Annotated in this window: 17 protein-coding genes; 8 read left to right on the top strand and 9 right to left on the bottom strand. The window is 59.7% G+C overall.

Going from position 1 to position 18,333, the window contains the following annotated elements; all coding sequences use genetic code 11:
- Positions 1–139: 139 nt before the first annotated feature.
- Positions 140–2,329: a primosomal protein N' gene (locus C8265_RS14360; protein WP_108484720.1), complete on the top strand. Its 2,190-nt coding sequence runs from the start codon at positions 140–142 to the stop codon at positions 2,327–2,329.
- A gap of 12 nt (positions 2,330–2,341) precedes the next feature.
- Here the strand turns inward: C8265_RS14360 and C8265_RS14355 are convergent, their stop codons facing one another.
- Positions 2,342–3,535 carry an MFS transporter gene (locus tag C8265_RS14355; protein WP_108484719.1) on the bottom strand — a complete coding sequence of 398 codons (1,194 nt, stop codon included), beginning with the start codon at positions 3,533–3,535 and terminating at the stop codon, positions 2,342–2,344.
- Between the two features lie 250 nt (positions 3,536–3,785).
- Here C8265_RS14355 and C8265_RS14350 point away from each other — a divergent pair, with 250 nt between their 5' ends.
- Positions 3,786–5,720 carry an AsmA family protein gene (locus C8265_RS14350; RefSeq protein ID WP_108484718.1) on the top strand — a complete coding sequence of 645 codons (1,935 nt, stop codon included), beginning with the start codon at positions 3,786–3,788 and terminating at the stop codon, positions 5,718–5,720.
- Here the strand turns inward: C8265_RS14350 and C8265_RS14345 are convergent.
- Positions 5,717–6,592, bottom strand: a complete 876-nt coding sequence (locus C8265_RS14345) for a 3-hydroxybutyryl-CoA dehydrogenase (protein WP_108484822.1) — start codon at positions 6,590–6,592, stop codon at positions 5,717–5,719. The genes C8265_RS14350 and C8265_RS14345 overlap by 4 nt on opposite strands.
- A gap of 159 nt (positions 6,593–6,751) precedes the next feature.
- Here C8265_RS14345 and C8265_RS14340 point away from each other — a divergent pair, with 159 nt between their 5' ends.
- Positions 6,752–7,576: a DUF6473 family protein gene (locus C8265_RS14340; RefSeq protein ID WP_108484717.1), complete on the top strand. Its 825-nt coding sequence runs from the start codon at positions 6,752–6,754 to the stop codon at positions 7,574–7,576.
- A 51-nt stretch (positions 7,577–7,627) separates the two neighbouring features.
- Here the strand turns inward: C8265_RS14340 and C8265_RS14335 are convergent, their stop codons facing one another.
- From C8265_RS14335 to C8265_RS14305, 7 genes are all read right to left on the bottom strand, one after another.
- A complete protein-coding gene (locus C8265_RS14335) occupies positions 7,628–8,107 on the bottom strand; it encodes a helix-turn-helix domain-containing protein (RefSeq protein WP_108484716.1) in 480 nt (159 codons plus the stop codon).
- Between the two features lie 240 nt (positions 8,108–8,347).
- Positions 8,348–9,274 (bottom strand): electron transfer flavoprotein subunit alpha/FixB family protein, encoded by a 927-nt coding sequence (locus C8265_RS14330; RefSeq protein WP_108484715.1) that lies wholly within the window; start codon positions 9,272–9,274, stop codon positions 8,348–8,350.
- The gene (locus C8265_RS14325; RefSeq protein WP_108484714.1) at positions 9,274–10,035 is read right to left on the bottom strand and encodes an electron transfer flavoprotein subunit beta/FixA family protein; all 762 of its coding nucleotides are present in this window, start codon (positions 10,033–10,035) and stop codon (positions 9,274–9,276) included. The genes C8265_RS14330 and C8265_RS14325 overlap by 1 nt, the downstream gene beginning before the upstream one ends.
- Before the next feature lie 272 nt (positions 10,036–10,307).
- On the bottom strand, positions 10,308–10,880 hold the full coding sequence (locus C8265_RS14320; protein WP_108484713.1) for a cob(I)yrinic acid a,c-diamide adenosyltransferase: 573 nt from the start codon (positions 10,878–10,880) through the stop codon (positions 10,308–10,310).
- Positions 10,881–11,090, bottom strand: a complete 210-nt coding sequence (locus C8265_RS14315) for a twin transmembrane helix small protein (RefSeq protein ID WP_108484712.1) — start codon at positions 11,088–11,090, stop codon at positions 10,881–10,883. It abuts the gene before it with no gap.
- 55 nt (positions 11,091–11,145) lie between these two features.
- Complete coding sequence (locus C8265_RS14310) at positions 11,146–11,979, bottom strand: SDR family NAD(P)-dependent oxidoreductase (protein WP_108484711.1); 834 nt, start codon at positions 11,977–11,979, stop codon at positions 11,146–11,148.
- Between the two features lie 8 nt (positions 11,980–11,987).
- Complete coding sequence (locus C8265_RS14305; protein ID WP_108484710.1) at positions 11,988–12,521, bottom strand: SH3 domain-containing protein; 534 nt, start codon at positions 12,519–12,521, stop codon at positions 11,988–11,990.
- A gap of 120 nt (positions 12,522–12,641) precedes the next feature.
- Between C8265_RS14305 and C8265_RS14300 the strand changes: the two genes are divergently transcribed.
- The 5 genes from C8265_RS14300 to C8265_RS14280 all read left to right on the top strand — a co-directional run.
- Positions 12,642–15,056: a DNA topoisomerase IV subunit A gene (locus C8265_RS14300; protein ID WP_108484709.1), complete on the top strand. Its 2,415-nt coding sequence runs from the start codon at positions 12,642–12,644 to the stop codon at positions 15,054–15,056.
- Entirely contained in the window at positions 15,053–16,246 is a 1,194-nt protein-coding gene (locus C8265_RS14295; protein WP_108484708.1) for a DUF898 family protein, read from the top strand. The genes C8265_RS14300 and C8265_RS14295 overlap by 4 nt, the downstream gene beginning before the upstream one ends.
- Positions 16,243–17,397 carry a M48 family metallopeptidase gene (locus C8265_RS14290; protein ID WP_108484707.1) on the top strand — a complete coding sequence of 385 codons (1,155 nt, stop codon included), beginning with the start codon at positions 16,243–16,245 and terminating at the stop codon, positions 17,395–17,397. Before C8265_RS14295 ends, C8265_RS14290 begins: the two co-directional genes overlap by 4 nt.
- An 81-nt stretch (positions 17,398–17,478) precedes the next feature.
- Complete coding sequence (locus C8265_RS14285; protein ID WP_126623179.1) at positions 17,479–18,099, top strand: hypothetical protein; 621 nt, start codon at positions 17,479–17,481, stop codon at positions 18,097–18,099.
- Between the two features lie 111 nt (positions 18,100–18,210).
- The coding region (locus tag C8265_RS14280; protein WP_240611103.1) for a GTP-binding protein at positions 18,211–18,333 on the top strand (123 nt) is incomplete at its 3' end.

Here is an 18,333-nt window from a genome sequence, read left to right as displayed (position 1 = left end):
GCGCAACAAGGGCCAAGTCTAAAGCCAAATGCGACCGCTAACAGGAGCATGCAATGGAATTTTCGATCTGGTTGGCGTTTTGCGCGCATTTGTTCGGGCCGATGGGAATTTCACAGGGCCCCATGCGCCGCTATTTTGCATGAGCGGGTTCTACGACCAGGGCGCATTGATCGCCGTTTTGACCACGCAACCGTTGGATCGCACGCTGGATTACCGCGCCCCCGAGGGCGGGTGTATGGAGGGCGCGTTTGTCGAAGTGCCACTTGGCCCGCGCAAGGTGATCGGCGTGGTCTGGGGGCCGGGCGAGGGGGGGTATGACCTGTCCAAGGTGCGCTCGGTGATCCGGGTGTTGGACGTGGCCCCGATGCGCGATGAGATGCAGCAATTTCTGCGCCGCGCTGCCGATTATACGCTCACACCGCTGCCCGCGATGCTGCGCCTGGCCACACGATCGCCGGGGTTGGGCGATCCGCCGGGGATGCGGATTGTGTATCGTCTGGGCGATTCCGTGCCCGACCGGATGACTCCGGCGCGCGAAAAGGTGTTGGGCGTGTTGCGCGAATACGGCGGGCTGGCGTTCACCCTGAAAGAACTGGCCGAAAGCGCGGGTGTCACATCATCAGTCGTCAAAGGGCTGGTAAAACAAGGCGCGGTGATCGAACAGGCCTCGCCGCGCGATCTGCCCTATCCCCGGCTTGATCCTGATTTGCCGGGGCATGACCTGACCCCGGATCAGGCGGCGGGGGCCGAAACCCTGCGCGCGGCGGTAAACACGGCCCGTTATGGCACCACCATGCTGCGCGGCGTCACCGGATCGGGCAAGACCGAGGTGTATCTTGAGGCCGTCGCCGCCTGTCTGGCCAAGGGGCGACAGGCGTTGGTGATGTTGCCAGAAATCGCGCTGACGGCCGAATTTCTGACCCGTGTGCAGGCGCGGTTCGGGGCCTTGCCCGCCGAATGGCACAGCGGTGTCACCATGACCGAACGGCGCCGCTGTTGGCGGATGGTGGGCGAGGGCGGCGCGCAATTGGTGGTGGGCGCACGCTCGGCGTTGTTTTTACCGTTTCGCGATCTGGGGTTGATCGTGGTCGATGAGGAACATGATCAATCCTATAAACAGGAAGATGGCGTGCTCTATAACGCCCGCGACATGGCGGTTTTGCGCGCCTCTTTGTGCAGTGCCCATGTGGTATTGGCCAGCGCCACGCCCAGCCTTGAAACCTGGGCCAATGTGCAGGCGGGCAAATATCACCGGTTGGACCTGAGCGCGCGGTTTGGCGTGGCGGTCATGCCCGACATGCGCGCCATCGACATGCGGGCCGAGGATTTGCCCGGCAGCAAATGGATATCACCCACCCTGCGCCGGGCCGTGGCCGCGCGCATTGAAAAGGGTGAACAGGCGCTGTTGTTCATCAACCGGCGCGGCTATGCGCCGATCACCCTGTGCCGGGCCTGTGGGTTTCAGATTGGCTGTGATCATTGCGATGCGCGGATGGTGGAACACCGGTTTCAAAAACGGCTGGTGTGCCATCAATGCGGCGAAACAAAACCGATGCCCGAAAAATGCCCCCATTGCGAGGCCGTGGATAAATTATCGCCCGTTGGCCCCGGCGTCGAACGTCTGGCCGAAGAGGCGGCAGAGCTGTTCCCCGAGGCGCGGATCGCCGTGCTGTCGTCTGACCTCTACGGCAGTGCCCGCGCGCTAAAGGCCCATATCGAAAGCATCGCGGCAGGCGAGGCCGATCTGATTATCGGCACGCAGTTGGTGGCCAAGGGGCATAACTTTCCCCTGCTCACCCTGGTGGGGGTGATTGATGCCGATTTGGGCCTGCAAGGCAGTGATCTGCGCGCGGCCGAGCGCACGTTTCAATTGATGCGCCAGGTGGCCGGGCGCGCCGGGCGGGCCGATAAACCGGGCAGTGCGATGTTGCAAACGTTTCAACCCGAACACCCGGTGATCCGCGCGATTCTGGCAGGCGATGAAGAACGGTTCTGGGCCGCCGAGGCGGGCGAACGGCAGGCGGCGGGTGTGCCGCCCTATGGCCGGATGGCGGGAATCATCCTGTCTTCGCCGAATGTGCAAGAGGTGTTCGATGTGGCCAGTGATATGGCGCGCCGCGATGGCCCCCTGCGTCAGATCAACGCCCAAATTTACGGCCCCGCCCCGGCCCCCATTGCGCGCATTCGCGGGCGGCACCGCGTGCGGATGTTGGTCAAGGCCGATAAGGCCGCACCGCTGCAGGGGGCTTTGGCGCAATGGGTGGCGCAATTCAAACTGCCCAATTCGGTGCGCCTTTCGATCGATATTGATCCGCAGAGTTTTTATTGACCTCAGAACCCCCTAGGTATCGTCAATCCGGGGCAAAAACCACGCCATCAACCCGGCCAATGGCAAGAGCGCGCAAATCTGGTACAGCGTTTCAACCCCATAAACATCGGCCAAAGATCCAAGCAGCGCCGCCGAAATCCCAGCAAGGCCGAAATTAAGCCCGTAAAACAGCCCGCCAATCAGCCCGATCCGGTTTGGCAATAGCTCCATCGCGTAAATCAGGATCGAGGCAAAGGCGCTGGCCATGATCAGGTTGATCATGATGGTCAGGGCGACGGTCCAGAACAGATCGGCATAGGGCAGGATCAGGGTCAGGGGCAAAGGCCCCAGAACCGAAATCCAAATGATGCGGTATCGCCCCACGCGATCCCCAACAATCCCCCCGATCAGAACGCCCACCGCCGCCGCCAAAAGAAACACGAACAGCATCATCTGCGAAAACGGGATCGAAACATCGAACCGCTCGATCAGATAGAATGTGTAAAACGACCGAAAACTTTCGCCATAGGTGTTTTTTGTGAACATCAGAAACGTCAGCACGGTCAATCCGATGGCAACGTTGCGGCGCGATGGCTGTGGTTTGTCGCTCTTGCTTTGGCGCGCGGCGCGCATGGTGGCAAAGGCTTCGCTGATCTCGGCCTGCTGTCGGCCGATCCAGATCAAAAGCATCATTGCGCTCAAAGCGGCAACCGCAAACCAGGCCAGGCTGGGCTGCCCCCAAGGCACGATGATAAGGGCGGCAAAAACCGGCCCCAAGGCCCCGCCGGTCTGCCCGCCGACCTGAAAAATACCTTGCGCCAACCCCTGCCGTCCGCCCGCCGCATAGCGCGCGGTGCGCGTCGCCTCGGGGTGGAAAATTGACGATCCGATGCCGATAAGCGCGACCGAGATCAAAATCACCGTATAGCTGGCGGCAAAGGCCAGGCTGATCAACCCGGCAAGGGTAAACATCATCCCGACCACCGGCGAATAGGGGGCCGGGCGTTTGTCGGTGACCATGCCAACCACCGGTTGCAACATCGCCCCGGCCAATTGAAAGGTCAGGGTGATCATTCCGATCTGGGTAAAATCCAGCGCATAGCTTTCTTTCAAAAGCGGATAAACCGCCGGGATCAAAGATTGCATCAGATCGTTCAGAAGATGCGCAATCCCAAGAACGGCCAGAACCGGCATATAAGTGCGAGGGATGATCGAAGATGTGGTCATGATTGTTTACTTTCTGGCCGTCGCGCAACAGCGCGGGAAAGCGGGGCAGGGATTGCGCGCAGGATGGGTTGAATGCCGGAGCTTTGCAAGTTCGAGTTGCCCACGACCCGTGCCCGTCGCCCCCATCATCGGCCAGACGCGCCAAACACAGAATCGTGTGGCGCGCCAGCGCCTCCTTTGGGTCAGACCTGTGTTGCGCAAACTGCGGCTCATGCCCTAGACTCGGGAAAAACATGGGGCGGAGGCGGGAATGCGTTGGATTATCCGGGGGCTGTTGGGCCTTGTCGTGCTGGGGGCTGTGGCCATCGTGGCGCTGCTGTTTCTGCCCGCCGACAAGATTGCCGATCTGGTGGAAAACCGTTTTCAACAGACCACAGGCCGCACCCTGACCGTTACCGGCGATGTGCGGCCGACAATTTGGCCAACCCTGGGGGTGACCACGGGCGCGGTCACCGTTGCCAATGCCGCCTGGTCCGACAACGGCCCGATGCTAAAGGCCGAAGGGCTGTCGGTTGCGGTTGATCTTGCACGGTTGCTCCGGGGCGATATCCGCATCACCGGCGTCAGCGCGATTGCGCCTGAAATCCTGCTTGAAATTGGGCCCGATGGCATGGGCAACTGGGAGATGGGCGAGGAAAAGCCAGCCAGCGGCGCGGCGACCTCCGGCGGTGGCCTGCCCACGCTGACCATCGACAAGGCCGAGATAAAGCGCGGCAGTTTGCGGTTCGTGAACCGGCAAACCGGCACCGATCAACGGCTGACGGCGCTGGATGCCACCCTGACGCTGCCATCGATGCAGGGCAAGGCAACCTTTGACCTCAGCGCGTTGATAAATGGCCAAGCGGCGCGATTGAATGGCAATATCGAAGGGTTGGCGGCGTTTCTGGAACGCGGCGCAGTGCCGACACAGGCCAACCTCAGCCTGGGCGGCGCAAAAATCGCGTTTGCGGGTCGCGCCGGGCTGACCCCTCTTGGTGCGGCAGGGCGGCTGAGTGGCGATCTGGGTAATCTGTCCGATATCATGGCCGCCCTTGGTCAAGGGCCTGTCAAACTGCCCCGGGGGTTGGGCCGTGACAAGGTGGCGATGGTGGGTGATATCACCTATACCGGCGACACGCTGAACCTGCGTGATGCCACGTTGACCCTTGATAAAAACACCGTCGCGGCAGCGGCCGATATCACACTTGATGGGCCACGCCCGCTGATCAATGCCAAACTTTCCACCGGCCCGCTGGACCTGTCGGGCCTGTCGAGCAGTGAATCGGGCACCGGCACTGCCCAAACCGGGTGGAGCCGCGCGCCGATTGACGTCAGCGGATTACAGGCGCTGGATGCAAAAATCGCCCTCACCGCCGCGTCAATCAAGATTGGCAAAACCGATCTGGGCCTGACCAGTCTTTACACCACGCTCGACCGGGGCCGCGCCGTGACCGAGATCAAACAGATCGAGGCATATGGCGGCAATATCGACGGCGCGGTGATCGTCAATTCGCGCGGCGGGCTCAGCACGCGGATCAACGTCAAAGGCTCGGCCTTGGCGATTTCCAAACTGTTCAATGAATTGCTGGGCTATGACCGGTTGGTGGCCACGGGCAATCTGGCGATCAACGTGTTGGGCGTGGGCAATGACATGCACACGCTGATGAATTCCCTTGAGGGCGAGGGCGGGTTTTCCACCGGGGCGGGCGAATTGCTGGGCCTTGATATCGTCGGGATGTTGCGCACGCTGAACCCGAATTTCATCGGTGAAGGCAGCAAAACCATTTTTGATAAAATCAGCGCCTCATTCACCGTCAATCAGGGGGTTTTGCGCAATGACGACCTGACGCTGTTGGCGCCTCTGATTGCCGCCACCGGCAGTGGCACGGTGGGGTTGGGGGCGCAAACCCTGAATTACCGGCTGGAACCGCGCCTGTTGAAAGACGGCAATGTGCGGGTGCCGATCCTGATCACCGGCACCTGGGCCGCGCCAAAGTTCAAACTGGACTTGGAAAGCCTGGCCAAGGACCGGTTGAAGGAAGAGGCGCGCGAGGTGGAAGACCGCGCCAAGGAAGAGTTGCGCAAGAAGCTGGAGCAAGAGTTGGGCACGCCCATCACCGATGGGCGCAGCGTCGAAGATGCGGTCAAGCGCAAGCTTGAGGACGAGTTGAAAGACGGTTTGTTGAACCTGCTGGGCGGGAATTAGCGGGTCGGCACCGGCATATCGCCGCGATAATCGTAAAACCCACGGTTTGTTTTGCGGCCCAGCCACCCGGCCTCGACATATTTGGTCAACAACGGGCAGGGGCGATATTTGGTATCGGCCAACCCATCATGCAGCACGTTCATGATCGCCAAACAGGTATCCAGCCCGATAAAATCGGCCAATTCCAACGGCCCCATCGGGTGATTGGTGCCCAGTTTCATCGCCTGATCAATGCTGTTCACGTTTCCCACCCCTTCATACAGGGTATAAACCGCCTCGTTGATCATCGGCATCAGGATACGGTTGACGATGAAGGCTGGAAAATCCTCGGCGGTGGCGGCGGTTTTGCCCAAACGATCAACCACGCCCAGACAGGCATCAAATGTTTCCTTGTCGGTGGCGATGCCACGAATCAGTTCGACCAACTGCATCACTGGCACCGGGTTCATGAAATGAAACCCCATGAATTTTTCCGGCCTGTCGGTGCGGCTGGCCAGACGTGTGATGCTGATGGATGACGTGTTCGAGGTCAGGATCGTGGTGGGTTTGAGATGCGGCACCAAGTCTTCGAAAATCGCGGTTTTCACGGTTTCGCGTTCGGTCGCCGCCTCGATCACCAGATCGGTATCGCCCAGATCCGACAGTTTCAGCGTGGACGAGATTCGCCCCATGGCGGTATCCTTGTCAGCCTTTGATATCTTTTCGCGGCTGACCTGACGTTCGAGATTTCCATCAATGATCGCGCGCGCCTTGTCTAGGCTGTCTTGGCTGATGTCGGTCATCACCACGTCATATCCGGCCAATGCACAGACATGGGCAATGCCGTTGCCCATTTGCCCCGCGCCCACAATTCCGATCCGGTGAATATCCATCTTGCGCCCTTTCAGTTTCGACAGAACATAGGCGGCACCGCGACACAGGCGCAAGCCGCAATAGGAACAGATGTAATTGTTCAAATGCCCGCTTTAGCCGAATCATCATAATTCATCGGCCATCCTGCCCTTGGGTGAGAGTAATTGAATGGGTGAGTCATGGCTTATGAAAATATGCCGGGGCCTGTGTTGGACTATGCGCCATGCAGGTACGGGCGATCAAAACTGATGTTCCGCGGGCCGGCGCAGCGGTTGAATGGTGATTTTATCGCGGTTCTGGGCGGGTCGGAAACCTATGGCCGGTATCTGACTGATCCCTATCCGGCGCTGTTACAGGATGAAACCGGCGTGAAAACCGTGAACCTGGGCTATGTGAATGCCGGGGTGGATGTGTTTTTGAACGATGAAACCATTCTTGAGGCATGCCGCCGGGCGCGGGCCGTGGTGTTGCAGGTAACAGGCGCACAAAACCTGTCAAACCGGTTTTATACGGTGCATCCGCGCCGCAACGACCGGTTTGTAAAGGCCAGCCCGATGATGAAGGCGGTGTTCCCCGAAGTGGATTTTACCGAATTCCATTTTACCGGTCACATGCTTGCCACACTGTCGCACACCTCCGCGGCGCGGTTCGCACTGATTCGCGATGAATTGCGCCGGGTCTGGGTGCAACGGATGAACCTGTTGATGGCGCAAATCGGTCGGCCCGTGGTGATATTATGGATGGCCGAACGCACGCCCGACGATCCGGCGGAAACGATCGCCGATGGCGGGCCGATGTTTGTCAATCGTACCATGTTGCGCAGTTTACGGGGGCGCGTAGCTGATATCGTTGAATATTGCTTTGCCGGGCCGGACGGTATCGGGTCACTGGATGGTAAGGTGTTTACCGAAACCGAATCCCAAGCCGCCGCGCTGATGCCCGGGCCCACGGCGCACGAGGCGGTCGCTGTCCGACTGTCTCGGGTGTTGCGCGAAAAAGATTAAGGCCAAGGGAGGCGCGGCGGAACTGCGCGTCACCGCGGCAACACGGCCACCCTATCGGCGCCGCATCTGTTTTTGGATCTGGCGTCTTTCCCATTTGTCATCAAACAGGTTGATCACTTCAAATACGCTTAGACCGTGACTTAACAGGCCAATGCCCCATCCAAAGGCCACCCAAAGCACCCAAAGATATCCGGGGCTCGTCAGCAGGTTTACGATTGTAAGTGCAATCATCACGACAAGATATTGCAACGCGTGCATATAAAATGACTTTAGGTCGCGAACATACTCCATCGCTTTTTGTTCGTTGGATGACAGCTCTGGAAGTGCTGAATGTGTATCAGTCGGCATGTTTTGCCCCTTTATCAGGTTTCCGAAATCGGTTTCCAGAACAGAGGCGATGCATTTCAACGTTTCCGGGCTGGCCTTTGCGCCCCGCTCAATCCGCTGCAACGTGCGTGTGCTGACCCCGGCCATATGTGCAAGCTGTTCTTGGGACAGACCCTTTTCCAAACGTAGTTTTCGAACGATCACTGTGTCTCACCTTCTGTTCCGAGGACCAAAATGAAATGCCAATCGGCAGAGCGCCACGACAGACCCGCGACAGTTTCACGACAGTGTCGCGGTATTGGGTGTTTTTTACAGCGCGATGCCCGCCTGTTGGCATCAGATCGCTACACTTTGACGCAAAAGGCCCCTCGAAAAATCGGGGGCCTTTATGTTCCACACATCAGACCGAAACATACATGTGACGGGCTAGGTTATGAGCTGTTATTACAGCTTGCCTTCCAATTCTGGCAAAGCTTCGAACAGATCGGCGACCAAGCCGTAATCGGCGACCTGAAAAATCGGCGCTTCCTCGTCTTTGTTGATCGCGACGATGATTTTGCTGTCTTTCATGCCGGCCAAATGCTGAATCGCGCCCGATATGCCCACGGCGATATACAGTTCGGGTGCCACCACTTTGCCGGTCTGGCCCACTTGCCAATCATTCGGCGCATAGCCCGAATCGACCGCCGCGCGTGACGCACCAACCGCCGCGCCCAATTTGTCGGCCAGTTTTTCAACCATGGCGAAATTCTCTTCGCTGCCCAGACCACGGCCACCTGACACGACAATCCCTGCCGAGGTCAGATCGGGGCGGTCGCTTTCGGCGACTTTGTCTTCCACCCATTCCGACAGGCCGGGGTTGTCGGCGGCATTGATGTTTTCCACGCTGGCACTGCCGCCCAGTTCAGCCGGGTCAAACGCCGCGGTGCGCAGGGTTATAACCTTGGTTGCGTCGGCGGATTTGACGGTTTGAACCGCGTTGCCGGCATAAATCGGGCGCTCAAAGGTGTCGCCATCCACAATGCCCGATGCATCGGAAATCACCATCACATCCAACAGGGCGGCAACCCGGGGCAGGATATTTTTGGCATCGGTCGTGGCGGGGGCCACAATATGTGAATAATCGCCCGCCAGCGAAACAATCAGGGCCGCCGTGGGTTCGGCCAGGCGGTGCCCATACACCGCGTCCTCGGCGCATAAAACCCGCGACACACCCTTGATGGTTGCCGCTTCGTCCGCCGCATCGGCGCAGGTGGCGCCACAGGCCAGAACCGTGATGTCGCCCAACGCCGCAGCGGCCACCACTGCCTTGCCGGTGGCATCCATGTTCAACGCGCCGTCGGTGATTTCAGCCAATAAAAGAACAGCCATTACAGGACTCCTGCTTCGTCTTTCAATTTCGCGATCAACTCATCAACCGAGCCGACCATCACACCCGCCTTGCGCGTTGCGGGTTCGGCGGTGGACACCACCGTCAGACGCGGTGCAACATCGACGCCGTAATCGGCGGCGGTCTTTTCGTCCAACGGCTTTTTCTTGGCCTTCATGATATTTGGCAAAGACGCATAGCGCGGCTCGTTTAGGCGCAGATCGACCGAAACGATGGCGGGCATCGTGACCTTGATCGTTTGCAACCCACCGTCAACTTCGCGGGTCACGGTGGCATGATCGCCGTCAATCTCCAGGTTCGAGGCAAAGGTCGCCTGCGACCAGCCCAACAGCGCCGAAAGCATCTGACCTGTGGCGTTCATATCGTTATCAATCGCCTGTTTGCCGCACAAAACCAGGCCAACGCCCTCGGCCTCGGCCACCCCTTTCAGGATCTTCGCCACGGCCAAAGGTTCGATATCGGTATGCACATCATCGGCGGCAATCACCAAAATCGCCCGATCCGCGCCCATGGCCAGGGCGGTGCGTAGGGTTTCTTGCGCCTGTTTCACACCAATGGAAACGGCAATCACTTCGTCAACCTTCCCGGCCTCTTTCAAACGAATAGCCTCTTCCACGGCGATTTCATCGAACGGGTTCATCGACATTTTCACATTGGCCAGATCGACACCGCTGCCATCCGCCTTGACGCGAACTTTCACATTGTAATCGATCACGCGCTTAACCGGCACGAGCACCTTCATGGGCGTATCTCCTGACTGGGCGCCCAAAGAAACGGGCGCGTTTTATTCACTGGCCTCTAAGTAGCGTGCCATCATCCTGCAAAACAGTACAAAATTCCCCCACTGTCCACCTCTGACGGCAGGTTTGCGCTAACGGGTGGCCGGCCCGCACACCGACCGGCTTTTTCTTGTTAAAAATATCCCCGCCGGAGGCATCCGACAGGGCATCATGCACAAGGGGCAGCGGTTGGCGCTTCCGGGTGCCGAACGTGCCACTGGCATCTTCTCCGCTTTCAGCGGTTCGCGCCCGGAACCCACAAGACGTCGGATTTGCCATCGTCATTGGCAATCCGCGAGGCAACAAAAAACCAGTCTGACAGACGGTTAAGGTATTTCACCCCGGCCGGGTTCACCGTTTCCATGGTGGCCAGTTCAACCGACAGGCGTTCGGCCCGGCGTGATACCGTACGGCACAGGTGCAGATAGGCTGCCAGCGCCGAGCCGCCCGGCAAGACAAAGCTGCGCAAAGGCTCCAGCGCGGCGTTCATTGCGTCGATTTCCGATTCCAGGCGCAAGACCTGGGCATCGGCCACGCGCAGGGGCGGATATTCGGCTTCGGCGTCCTTTTCCATGTCGGGGCGGCACAGGTCTGCGCCCAGATCGAACAGATCGTTCTGGATCATCGCCAGTTGCGCATCCATTTTTCCGGTTGCGTGTTGGCGGGCCAGACCGACGGTGGCGTTTGTTTCATCGACCGTGCCATAGGCGTTGACGCGCATGGAGTGTTTCGCCACCCGGTCGCCATTGCCCAGTGCGGTTTGGCCGCCATCCCCGGTTTTGGTGTAAATCTTTGATAAAACGACCATTCAAGAACCTCCCATGCGGCGGAAAAAGACAAATGCCAAAATCAGGGCCACCGCGATGGCCTGGGCATAAATGCGCCATCGCATCAGACGATTGGCGTGTTTTCTGTTGAAATCACCGCCTTTGGCGAACCCGCCGATCCCGATCATGAGGATCAACAGCACAACCAGGGCGGCAACGGCGACGACGACGAAAAGTGGATCGTTGAACATGGTTCCTCGCGGTGTTTGTCGCAGATGTAGCGGGGCGCGCTGCAAAAGCGAACCCTTAGCCGCGCGAAATAATCCAATCCAGCGCTTTGGTGGGTAATACCCGTCTGGCGATGCCCATGATATGGGTCGGTGTCGTGACATAATAGCGCGGGGCAGGGTTTGACCGCTCGACCGCTTTTATCAACGCGGCTGATGTGGCGCTGGGCGGCAGTTCGAACCGATCCGGGGCGCGTTTGGTATAAAGGCGGGGCATCAGGGATGTCTCGTATTGCTCGCGGCGCGGAGAGGCGCGCCAATCAATCCAGCGTTCGAAATGTGCAATGGAATTGGCGCGTATCTTTGATGTGATCGGGCCGGGTTCGATCAGAATCACCTTGATCGGTGTATCGGCCATTTCAAGGCGCAAGGTATCGGTCAAACCCTCAAGCGCGAATTTGCTGGCGACATAGGCGCCGCGCCATTTCAAAGTGACAAGCCCCAGAACAGAAGAACAGTTTACGATTCGCCCATACCCTTGGGCGCGCATTACGGGAATGACCCGGGTGGTCAGATCATGCACGCCAAACACGTTGGTTTCAAAAATGCTGCGCAGCCCATCGCGTGGCAAATCCTCAACCGCGCCGGGCAGGGCAAAGGCGCCGTTGTTATACAGCGCGTCAAGCGTTCCGCCGGTGGCGTCCAGAGCGTGGGACAGGGCGCTTTGCAGGCTGTCTGGGTCGGCATAATCCAGACGCGGGCTGTCGAACCCTTGCCCGATCAGGCGTTCACAATCATCCGCGCTGCGGCAGGATGCAAACACCCGCCAGCCGCGTTGGCGCATGGCCTTGGCCGCATCATATCCGATGCCGCTGGAGCATCCGGTGATCAAAATAGATTTTTGCGCGCTCAATCGTCAGATTACCCCGGACGATCCTGACTCAGGAACTGGCCATAGATATAACCGTTCTGCCCGCCATCGGCGGTACGGATGCGAAACCAGCCATCGTCGGATTTTTCCAGAACCTCGGCCTGTTGGCCCAATCCAACGCTGCCGACCACTGCATCACTGGTAGATGGCCCGCCGCGCAGGTTGACGCGGGTGCCGGTCACATACCAGATGTCTGCGGTGTTGGCCGGTGCGGTGCCCTGGCCATTGATCTGAACCGAGCGCGTGGGTGCGGCGGCAGGCGTATCCGGCGCAACCGTGGCGGCCAGCGCAATTTCGATGGCGCGGGCTTCATCCCTTAACGGGACACGCTCGACCTCGGCGGATTGCACGCTGGTATCTTCGATCAGGCTGCCCACACGGGTCAGCAACCCGGGCGTATTACCGTTTGACTGGGTCACGGCCATGCCGCCTGCATCGCTGCCTTGGGGCACGCCGTTGTCATTGCCATACAGCATCATGGTTGCCCCGATGCCCAACAACAGCACCAATGTCATACGTATCATACCCGACCCTCACCCGATTTCTGCTCAGTTATCATAAAATGAACATCTGTCTGCGCAAAAAGTTTCCGAATGCGCGCCTCTGGCTTGTGGTGGTGCACACAGGCCGCTATCTCAGCCGCTATGGATGATGATGCCCCCGACCTGCCGGTGAACCCGACCGAGACTTTGCGCCGCGCCATTGGCGAGCGGTATTTGACCTATGCGCTGTCCACAATCATGCACCGCGCCTTGCCCGATGCCCGCGATGGGCTGAAACCGGTACATCGCCGGATTTTGTATGCGATGCGCGAACTGAAACTGTCGCCCACCGGTGGCTTTCGCAAATCGGCCAAGATCAGCGGCGATGTGATGGGCAACTATCACCCCCACGGCGATGCGGCGATTTACGATGCCATGGCGCGGTTGGCACAGGATTTCGCCGTGCGCTATCCGCTTGTGGATGGACAGGGGAATTTCGGCAATATCGATGGCGATAACCCGGCCGCGCCGCGATACACCGAGGCGCGGATGACCGCCGCGGCCGAGGCGTTGATGGAGGGGTTGGCCGAAAACGCGGTGGATTTTCGCGACAATTACGATGGCACTCTGACCGAACCGGTGGTGTTGCCAGCGTCATTTCCCAACCTGTTGGCCAATGGCAGCAGCGGCATTGCCGTGGGCATGGCCACCAACATTCCGCCCCACAACATTGATGAGCTGATCGGCGCCTGTCTGCATCTGATCAAAACTCCCGATGCGCGCGATGAAACCTTGCTCAATTACGTGCCCGGCCCCGATTTCCCGACGGGCGGTGTGATTGTCGAGCCAAAGGAAAGCATCGCCGAGGCCTATCGCACCGGGCGCGGGTCTTTCCGGCTGCGCTGCAAATGGCATATCGAGGAATTGGGCCGTGGTCAGTGGCAGATTATCGTCACCCAGATTCCGTATCAGGTGCAAAAATCGAAACTGATCGAAAAGCTGGCCGAGCTGATCCAGACCAAGAAGATCCCGATTTTTGGCGATGTGCGCGATGAATCCGCCGAAGACATCCGTCTGGTGATCGAGCCGAAATCACGCGCGGTCGACCCCGATGTTTTGATGAATGCGCTGTACCGCAGTTCCGATCTGGAAACGCGGTTTTCGCTGAACATGAACGTGCTGATTGATGGGCGCACGCCAAAAGTGTGCAGCCTGAAGGAAGTGTTGCGCGCGTTTCTGGACCATCGGCGCGATGTGTTGATCCGCCGCTCACGCCACCGTTTGGCGAAAATCGATCATCGGCTGGAAGTGTTGGAAGGGTTCATCATCGCCTTTCTCAACCTCGATCGGGTGATTGATATTATCCGGTATGACGATGACCCAAAGCGCGCGATGATGTGGGAGGATTGGACCCCCGCCCATCAGGCCACCATTGGTCGCGCCATGGACGAGGCTGATTATAAATCGCCCCTGACCGGTGTGGATATCGCCGCCCAGGGCACCATCGCCGATGAACAGGCCAGCGCCGCCGCGATTGCCGCGCTCGACGGGGCCGATGCCCCCAAAGGCGTGCCGCACCGTTACCCCGGCAAAGACCTTAGCGATGTGCAGGTCGAGGCGATTCTCAACATGCGGCTGCGATCGTTGCGCCGGTTGGAAGAGCTGGAGTTGCTGCGCGAACGCGACGCCCTGTTGAAAGAACGGGCCGAGCTTGAGGATTTGTTGGGTGAAACTGATCTGCAATGGGCGAAAGTGGCCGATCAGCTGCGCGAAACCCGCAAGCAATTTGGCAAACACACCCTGCGCGGTGAACGGTTGACCCAATTCGCCGAGGCGGGCGTGGTCGAGGATGTCCCGCTTGAGGCGATGATCGAGCGCGAACCGATCACCGTTGTCTGTTCGAAAATGGGCTGGATTCGGGCGCTGTCAGGCCATGTCGCGTTGGATCGAGAGTTGAAATTCAAAGACGGCGATGAATCACGCTTTATGTTTCACGCCGAAACCACCGATAAACTGTTGCTGTTCGGCAGCAACGGGCGGTTTTACACCATCGCGGCCAGCACTCTGCCCGGTGGGCGGGGCATGGGCGAACCTGTGCGCCTGATTGTCGATCTGCCCAACGAATCCGAAATCGTTGATCTGTTCATTCACCGCCCCGACGCGCGGCTATTGCTTGGCTCGTCTGCCGGTGATGGGTTCGTCGTGGCCGAAGCCGATGTGATTGCCCAGACCCGCAGTGGCAAACAGGTGCTGAACGTGAAATCCGGCGTTCGCGCGGCGGTGTGTCACCGGGCCACGGGCGATCATGTGGCGGTTGTGGGCGAAAACCGCAAAGTGTTGATTTTTCCACTGGCAGACCTGCCGGAAATGGGCCGGGGTAAGGGCGTGCGCCTGCAAAGTTACAAAGACGGCGGGATGAGCGATCTCACCACCTTTACCCTGGCCGATGGGCTAAGCTGGAAAGACCCGGCGGGGCGCACCCGCACCGAAACCGCACTGGCCGAATGGGTTGGCAAACGCGCCAGTTCCGGGCGCATGGCCCCCCGGGGGTTCCCGCGTAACAACCGGTTTACATGATCCCGGGGCCGGACAGGGCCGCAACCGAATTTGTGGGCCGCCGCGCCCCGGTGTTTGCCATGGCGCTGGGCCTGTCGATCCTGACGGTTCTGACGTTGGGTCTGTATCGGTTCTGGATGAAAAGCCGCCTTCGGCGTTATTACTGGTCATCGATCCGCCCGGCGGGCAGCCCGGTGGAATATGTGGGCGAGCCGTTGGAAAAGCTGTTGGGCTTTCTCATCGCCGTGGTGATCATGGCGTTTTACCTCGGGATCGTGAATCTGCTTTTGGTCTTTGCCAGCTTTTCATTGTTTCAAAGCAATGGCGTGGCGTATCTTTTGTCTTTTCTCGGGGTGATCCCGCTGTGGTTTTACGCCAGCTATCGCGCCCGGCGCTATGTGCTGTCGCGCACCCGCTGGCGCGGCATCCGGTTTGGGATGGAACAGGGCGCGGCGGGCTATGCGTGGCGGGCGATGGGCCATTGGGTGGTGCTGATCCTGACCCTTGGTCTGGCCTGGCCGCGGATGACATTCTGGTTGGAAAAATACCGCACCGACCGCACCACATTTGGTACCGTGACCCTGCACCAAGGGGGGAATGTGGCGATGCTGTATCAGGCATTCGTGCATCTGATGTTTGGTGTGTTGTTCAGTGCGGCAACCGTTGCCATTGCCGTGGCCAACGAAAACTATCGTTTTCTATGGCTGCTGGTCGGGTTCGTGCCTTGGGCGCTTTATGGCTTGGTTCATTACCGGGTGCATGGGTTTCGCCGGTTGGCCGCGCACAAGACGGCGGGGTCATTGGGCCTGATTGCGCAGCCCCGGGTGGGGCGGGTGGCGTGGATCTGGGCCTTTGGCGGGTTCATGACTCTGCTTGGGCCGGTTTTGGTGGTGGGGGGCGTGGGCGCGGTTTTGATCGGGCTGATGGAAACGGGGGTTGTGTCGTCCTCCAAACCCTTGCCAGAGGTTCTGGACGATATTTTGCCGGGTTGGGTGATATTTGCCATTGGTGCGGCGCTGTATTTTGCGGTGTTCATCACGTTCGGGGTGATGCGGCATGTGTTTTTGACCCTGCCGTTGTGGCGCCATTACAGTGAAACCCTGACCCTGACCGGGGTTGGCGCCCTTGCCAGCGTGGCGCAGCGCCCCCGCGATCCGTTTCACGAGGCCGAAGGTTTTGCCGAAGCGCTGGACGTGGGGGCCGCCATATGACCGGGCGGATGGTGATCCATGTGGGCGGCGCGCCTGCGCCCTTTGCTGGCACTGCGCTGTATCTTGACGGTGCAACGGCAGAGCTGCGCGCGATCAGCCTGCAGATTGACGAAGAGCAGCGCAATTTGATGATTGAGGGGCCGGGCCTGTCACCCACCCTGTGGCCCCTGGCCGATATCCGCACAATCCCCGATCAGGCGGATCGCACGCGGATGGTGCTGGCGCATACGGGCGATCCGGTGGCGCGCATGATCGTGGAAGATCCCGAAACCATCCGCCTGTTGCGCGCCCGCTGCCCCGATCTGGGCAAACGGCCCAGGCCCCTGGGGGTGGGGCGTCTGTTGATCTGGGCGGGCGCGGCGGTTGGGTCGGTGGCGCTGATCGTGATGGTGCTTGTGCCGCTGTTGGCCAATCAGCTGGCCGAACGACTCCCCCCCGAGGGTGAGGCGGCGCTGGGCGATGCCACGCTGGAACAGGTGCGCCGCGCGCTGAACCAGACCGGGATGAATCCGTTGCCGATCTGTGACGCGCCCGAAGGCATCGCCGCCCTGGCCGCGATGACACGGCGACTGTCGGGCGCGGGTGATGTGGCGCAACCGTTAAAGGTGAGCGTGCTGGATCATGAGCTGGTCAACGCCTTTGCCTTGCCGGGGGGGCGCATTGTGCTGTTTCGCGGGCTGATCGACGCGGCCCAAGGCCCCGATGAGGTGGCGGCGGTTCTGGCCCATGAAATCGGCCATGTGGCGGCGCGTGATCCCACGCGCATTGCCCTGCGGTCTGCCGGATCAATCGGGGTGCTGGGGCTTTTGTTGGGGGATTTTGCCGGTGGGGCGGTGGTGCTGTTTCTGACCGAGCGGTTGATTCAGGCCACCTATACCCAACAGGCCGAGGCAGCGGCAGATGATTATGCCCTGACGCTGATGCAACAGGCCGAAATCGCGCCCGGCGCGTTGGCGCGGTTTTTCGAACACCTGCAAACCCTGGGCGATGAGCCCTCGGCGGTGATGGCGCATTTCATGGCGCACCCGGCGTTGGGTGACCGCATTGCCAAGGCCGCCGCCGCCACCGCGCCCGAAACACCGCGCCCGGCGTTGGACGCGGATGCGTGGCGCGCACTGCAACGGATCTGTGCGCCGTCCGACACGCCCTGACGCGGCTGTGAGCGTGGCGCCAATTGCACCTTGGGCAAAGCTGCGGTAATCCAGTGCGATCTGAACAAAGGATTGCGCCCCATGTTGACCCATGCCACCCGTTTTATGGCCCTTGTTTTGGTGGCGCTGGTCGCTGCCTGTACCAATGTCGACCCACAGGGCCCCTTGGTGCCGCTGGGCGATTTCCGGCTTGGCCATAACATTGTCATCGCCCCCGATGCGCAAAAGGGCCCGTTTTCGCGCGATGCAACCGCGCAAGAGCTGAGCGATGGTTTGGCCGCTGCGATCGAAGAACGCTTTGTTCGTTACGACGGCAATGGATTGTATCATTTCGGCATTTCCATTGGCGGTTACGTTCTGGCGCAACCGGGTTTGCCGGTGATTTACACGCCGAAATCGGTTCTGATTTTTGATGTGACCGTGTATGACAATGCGACGGGCAAGAAGTTGAATGAAAAACCCCACCGGATCATGGCGTTCGAAGGGCTGCAAAATTCAGCCCCGATCGTCGGCTCGGGTCTGACCCGCGACAAGGCGGCACAGTTGAAAAACCTCACGCAAGAGGGCGCGCGCCTGCTTCAGGATTGGCTGAAAAAGAACCCCGAGTGGTTTGTGCCCGATCCCGAAACCCCCCGCACCGAATTTGACCGCAATGCCCAAAAGGCCAAGGCACTTGCCTCTGGGCTGGCGCAGGCCAACTGACGCTTGATTTCGCCCGCTGTGGGCGATAGAGAGCGCGCGTAATAATTGGCCACTTCGGTGGCCCCGATTGAACCGGGCCAATCCGAGCCCCAGATTAAGGGTAACGCCACCATGGCAAAGGCAAAGTTTGAACGTAACAAACCGCACGTCAACATTGGCACGATTGGTCACGTTGACCACGGCAAGACGACATTGACCGCGGCGATCACCAAGTATTTTGGCGATTTTCAGGCC

Origin of the sequence: Oceaniglobus ichthyenteri, assembly GCF_003057885.1 — a bacterium.
Classification (GTDB): domain Bacteria; phylum Pseudomonadota; class Alphaproteobacteria; order Rhodobacterales; family Rhodobacteraceae; genus Oceaniglobus; species Oceaniglobus ichthyenteri.
This window is presented reverse-complemented; position numbering and strand designations above follow the sequence as displayed.

Excerpts from the sequence above, each read along its gene's own strand:
- C8265_RS14360 (WP_108484720.1), top strand. The coding sequence starts at position 140 with ATGAGCGGGTTCTACGACCAGGGCGCATTGATCGCCGTTTTGACCACG.
- C8265_RS14355 (WP_108484719.1), bottom strand. The coding sequence starts at position 3,535 with ATGACCACATCTTCGATCATCCCTCGCACTTATATGCCGGTTCTGGCC.
- C8265_RS14350 (WP_108484718.1), top strand. The coding sequence starts at position 3,786 with ATGCGTTGGATTATCCGGGGGCTGTTGGGCCTTGTCGTGCTGGGGGCT.
- C8265_RS14345 (WP_108484822.1), bottom strand. The coding sequence starts at position 6,592 with ATGGATATTCACCGGATCGGAATTGTGGGCGCGGGGCAAATGGGCAAC.
- C8265_RS14340 (WP_108484717.1), top strand. The coding sequence starts at position 6,752 with ATGGCTTATGAAAATATGCCGGGGCCTGTGTTGGACTATGCGCCATGC.
- C8265_RS14330 (WP_108484715.1), bottom strand. The coding sequence starts at position 9,274 with ATGGCTGTTCTTTTATTGGCTGAAATCACCGACGGCGCGTTGAACATG.
- C8265_RS14325 (WP_108484714.1), bottom strand. The coding sequence starts at position 10,035 with ATGAAGGTGCTCGTGCCGGTTAAGCGCGTGATCGATTACAATGTGAAA.
- C8265_RS14320 (WP_108484713.1), bottom strand. The coding sequence starts at position 10,880 with ATGGTCGTTTTATCAAAGATTTACACCAAAACCGGGGATGGCGGCCAA.
- C8265_RS14315 (WP_108484712.1), bottom strand. The coding sequence starts at position 11,090 with ATGTTCAACGATCCACTTTTCGTCGTCGTCGCCGTTGCCGCCCTGGTT.
- C8265_RS14305 (WP_108484710.1), bottom strand. The coding sequence starts at position 12,521 with ATGATACGTATGACATTGGTGCTGTTGTTGGGCATCGGGGCAACCATG.
- C8265_RS14300 (WP_108484709.1), top strand. The coding sequence starts at position 12,642 with ATGGATGATGATGCCCCCGACCTGCCGGTGAACCCGACCGAGACTTTG.
- C8265_RS14295 (WP_108484708.1), top strand. The coding sequence starts at position 15,053 with ATGATCCCGGGGCCGGACAGGGCCGCAACCGAATTTGTGGGCCGCCGC.
- C8265_RS14290 (WP_108484707.1), top strand. The coding sequence starts at position 16,243 with ATGACCGGGCGGATGGTGATCCATGTGGGCGGCGCGCCTGCGCCCTTT.
- C8265_RS14285 (WP_126623179.1), top strand. The coding sequence starts at position 17,479 with ATGTTGACCCATGCCACCCGTTTTATGGCCCTTGTTTTGGTGGCGCTG.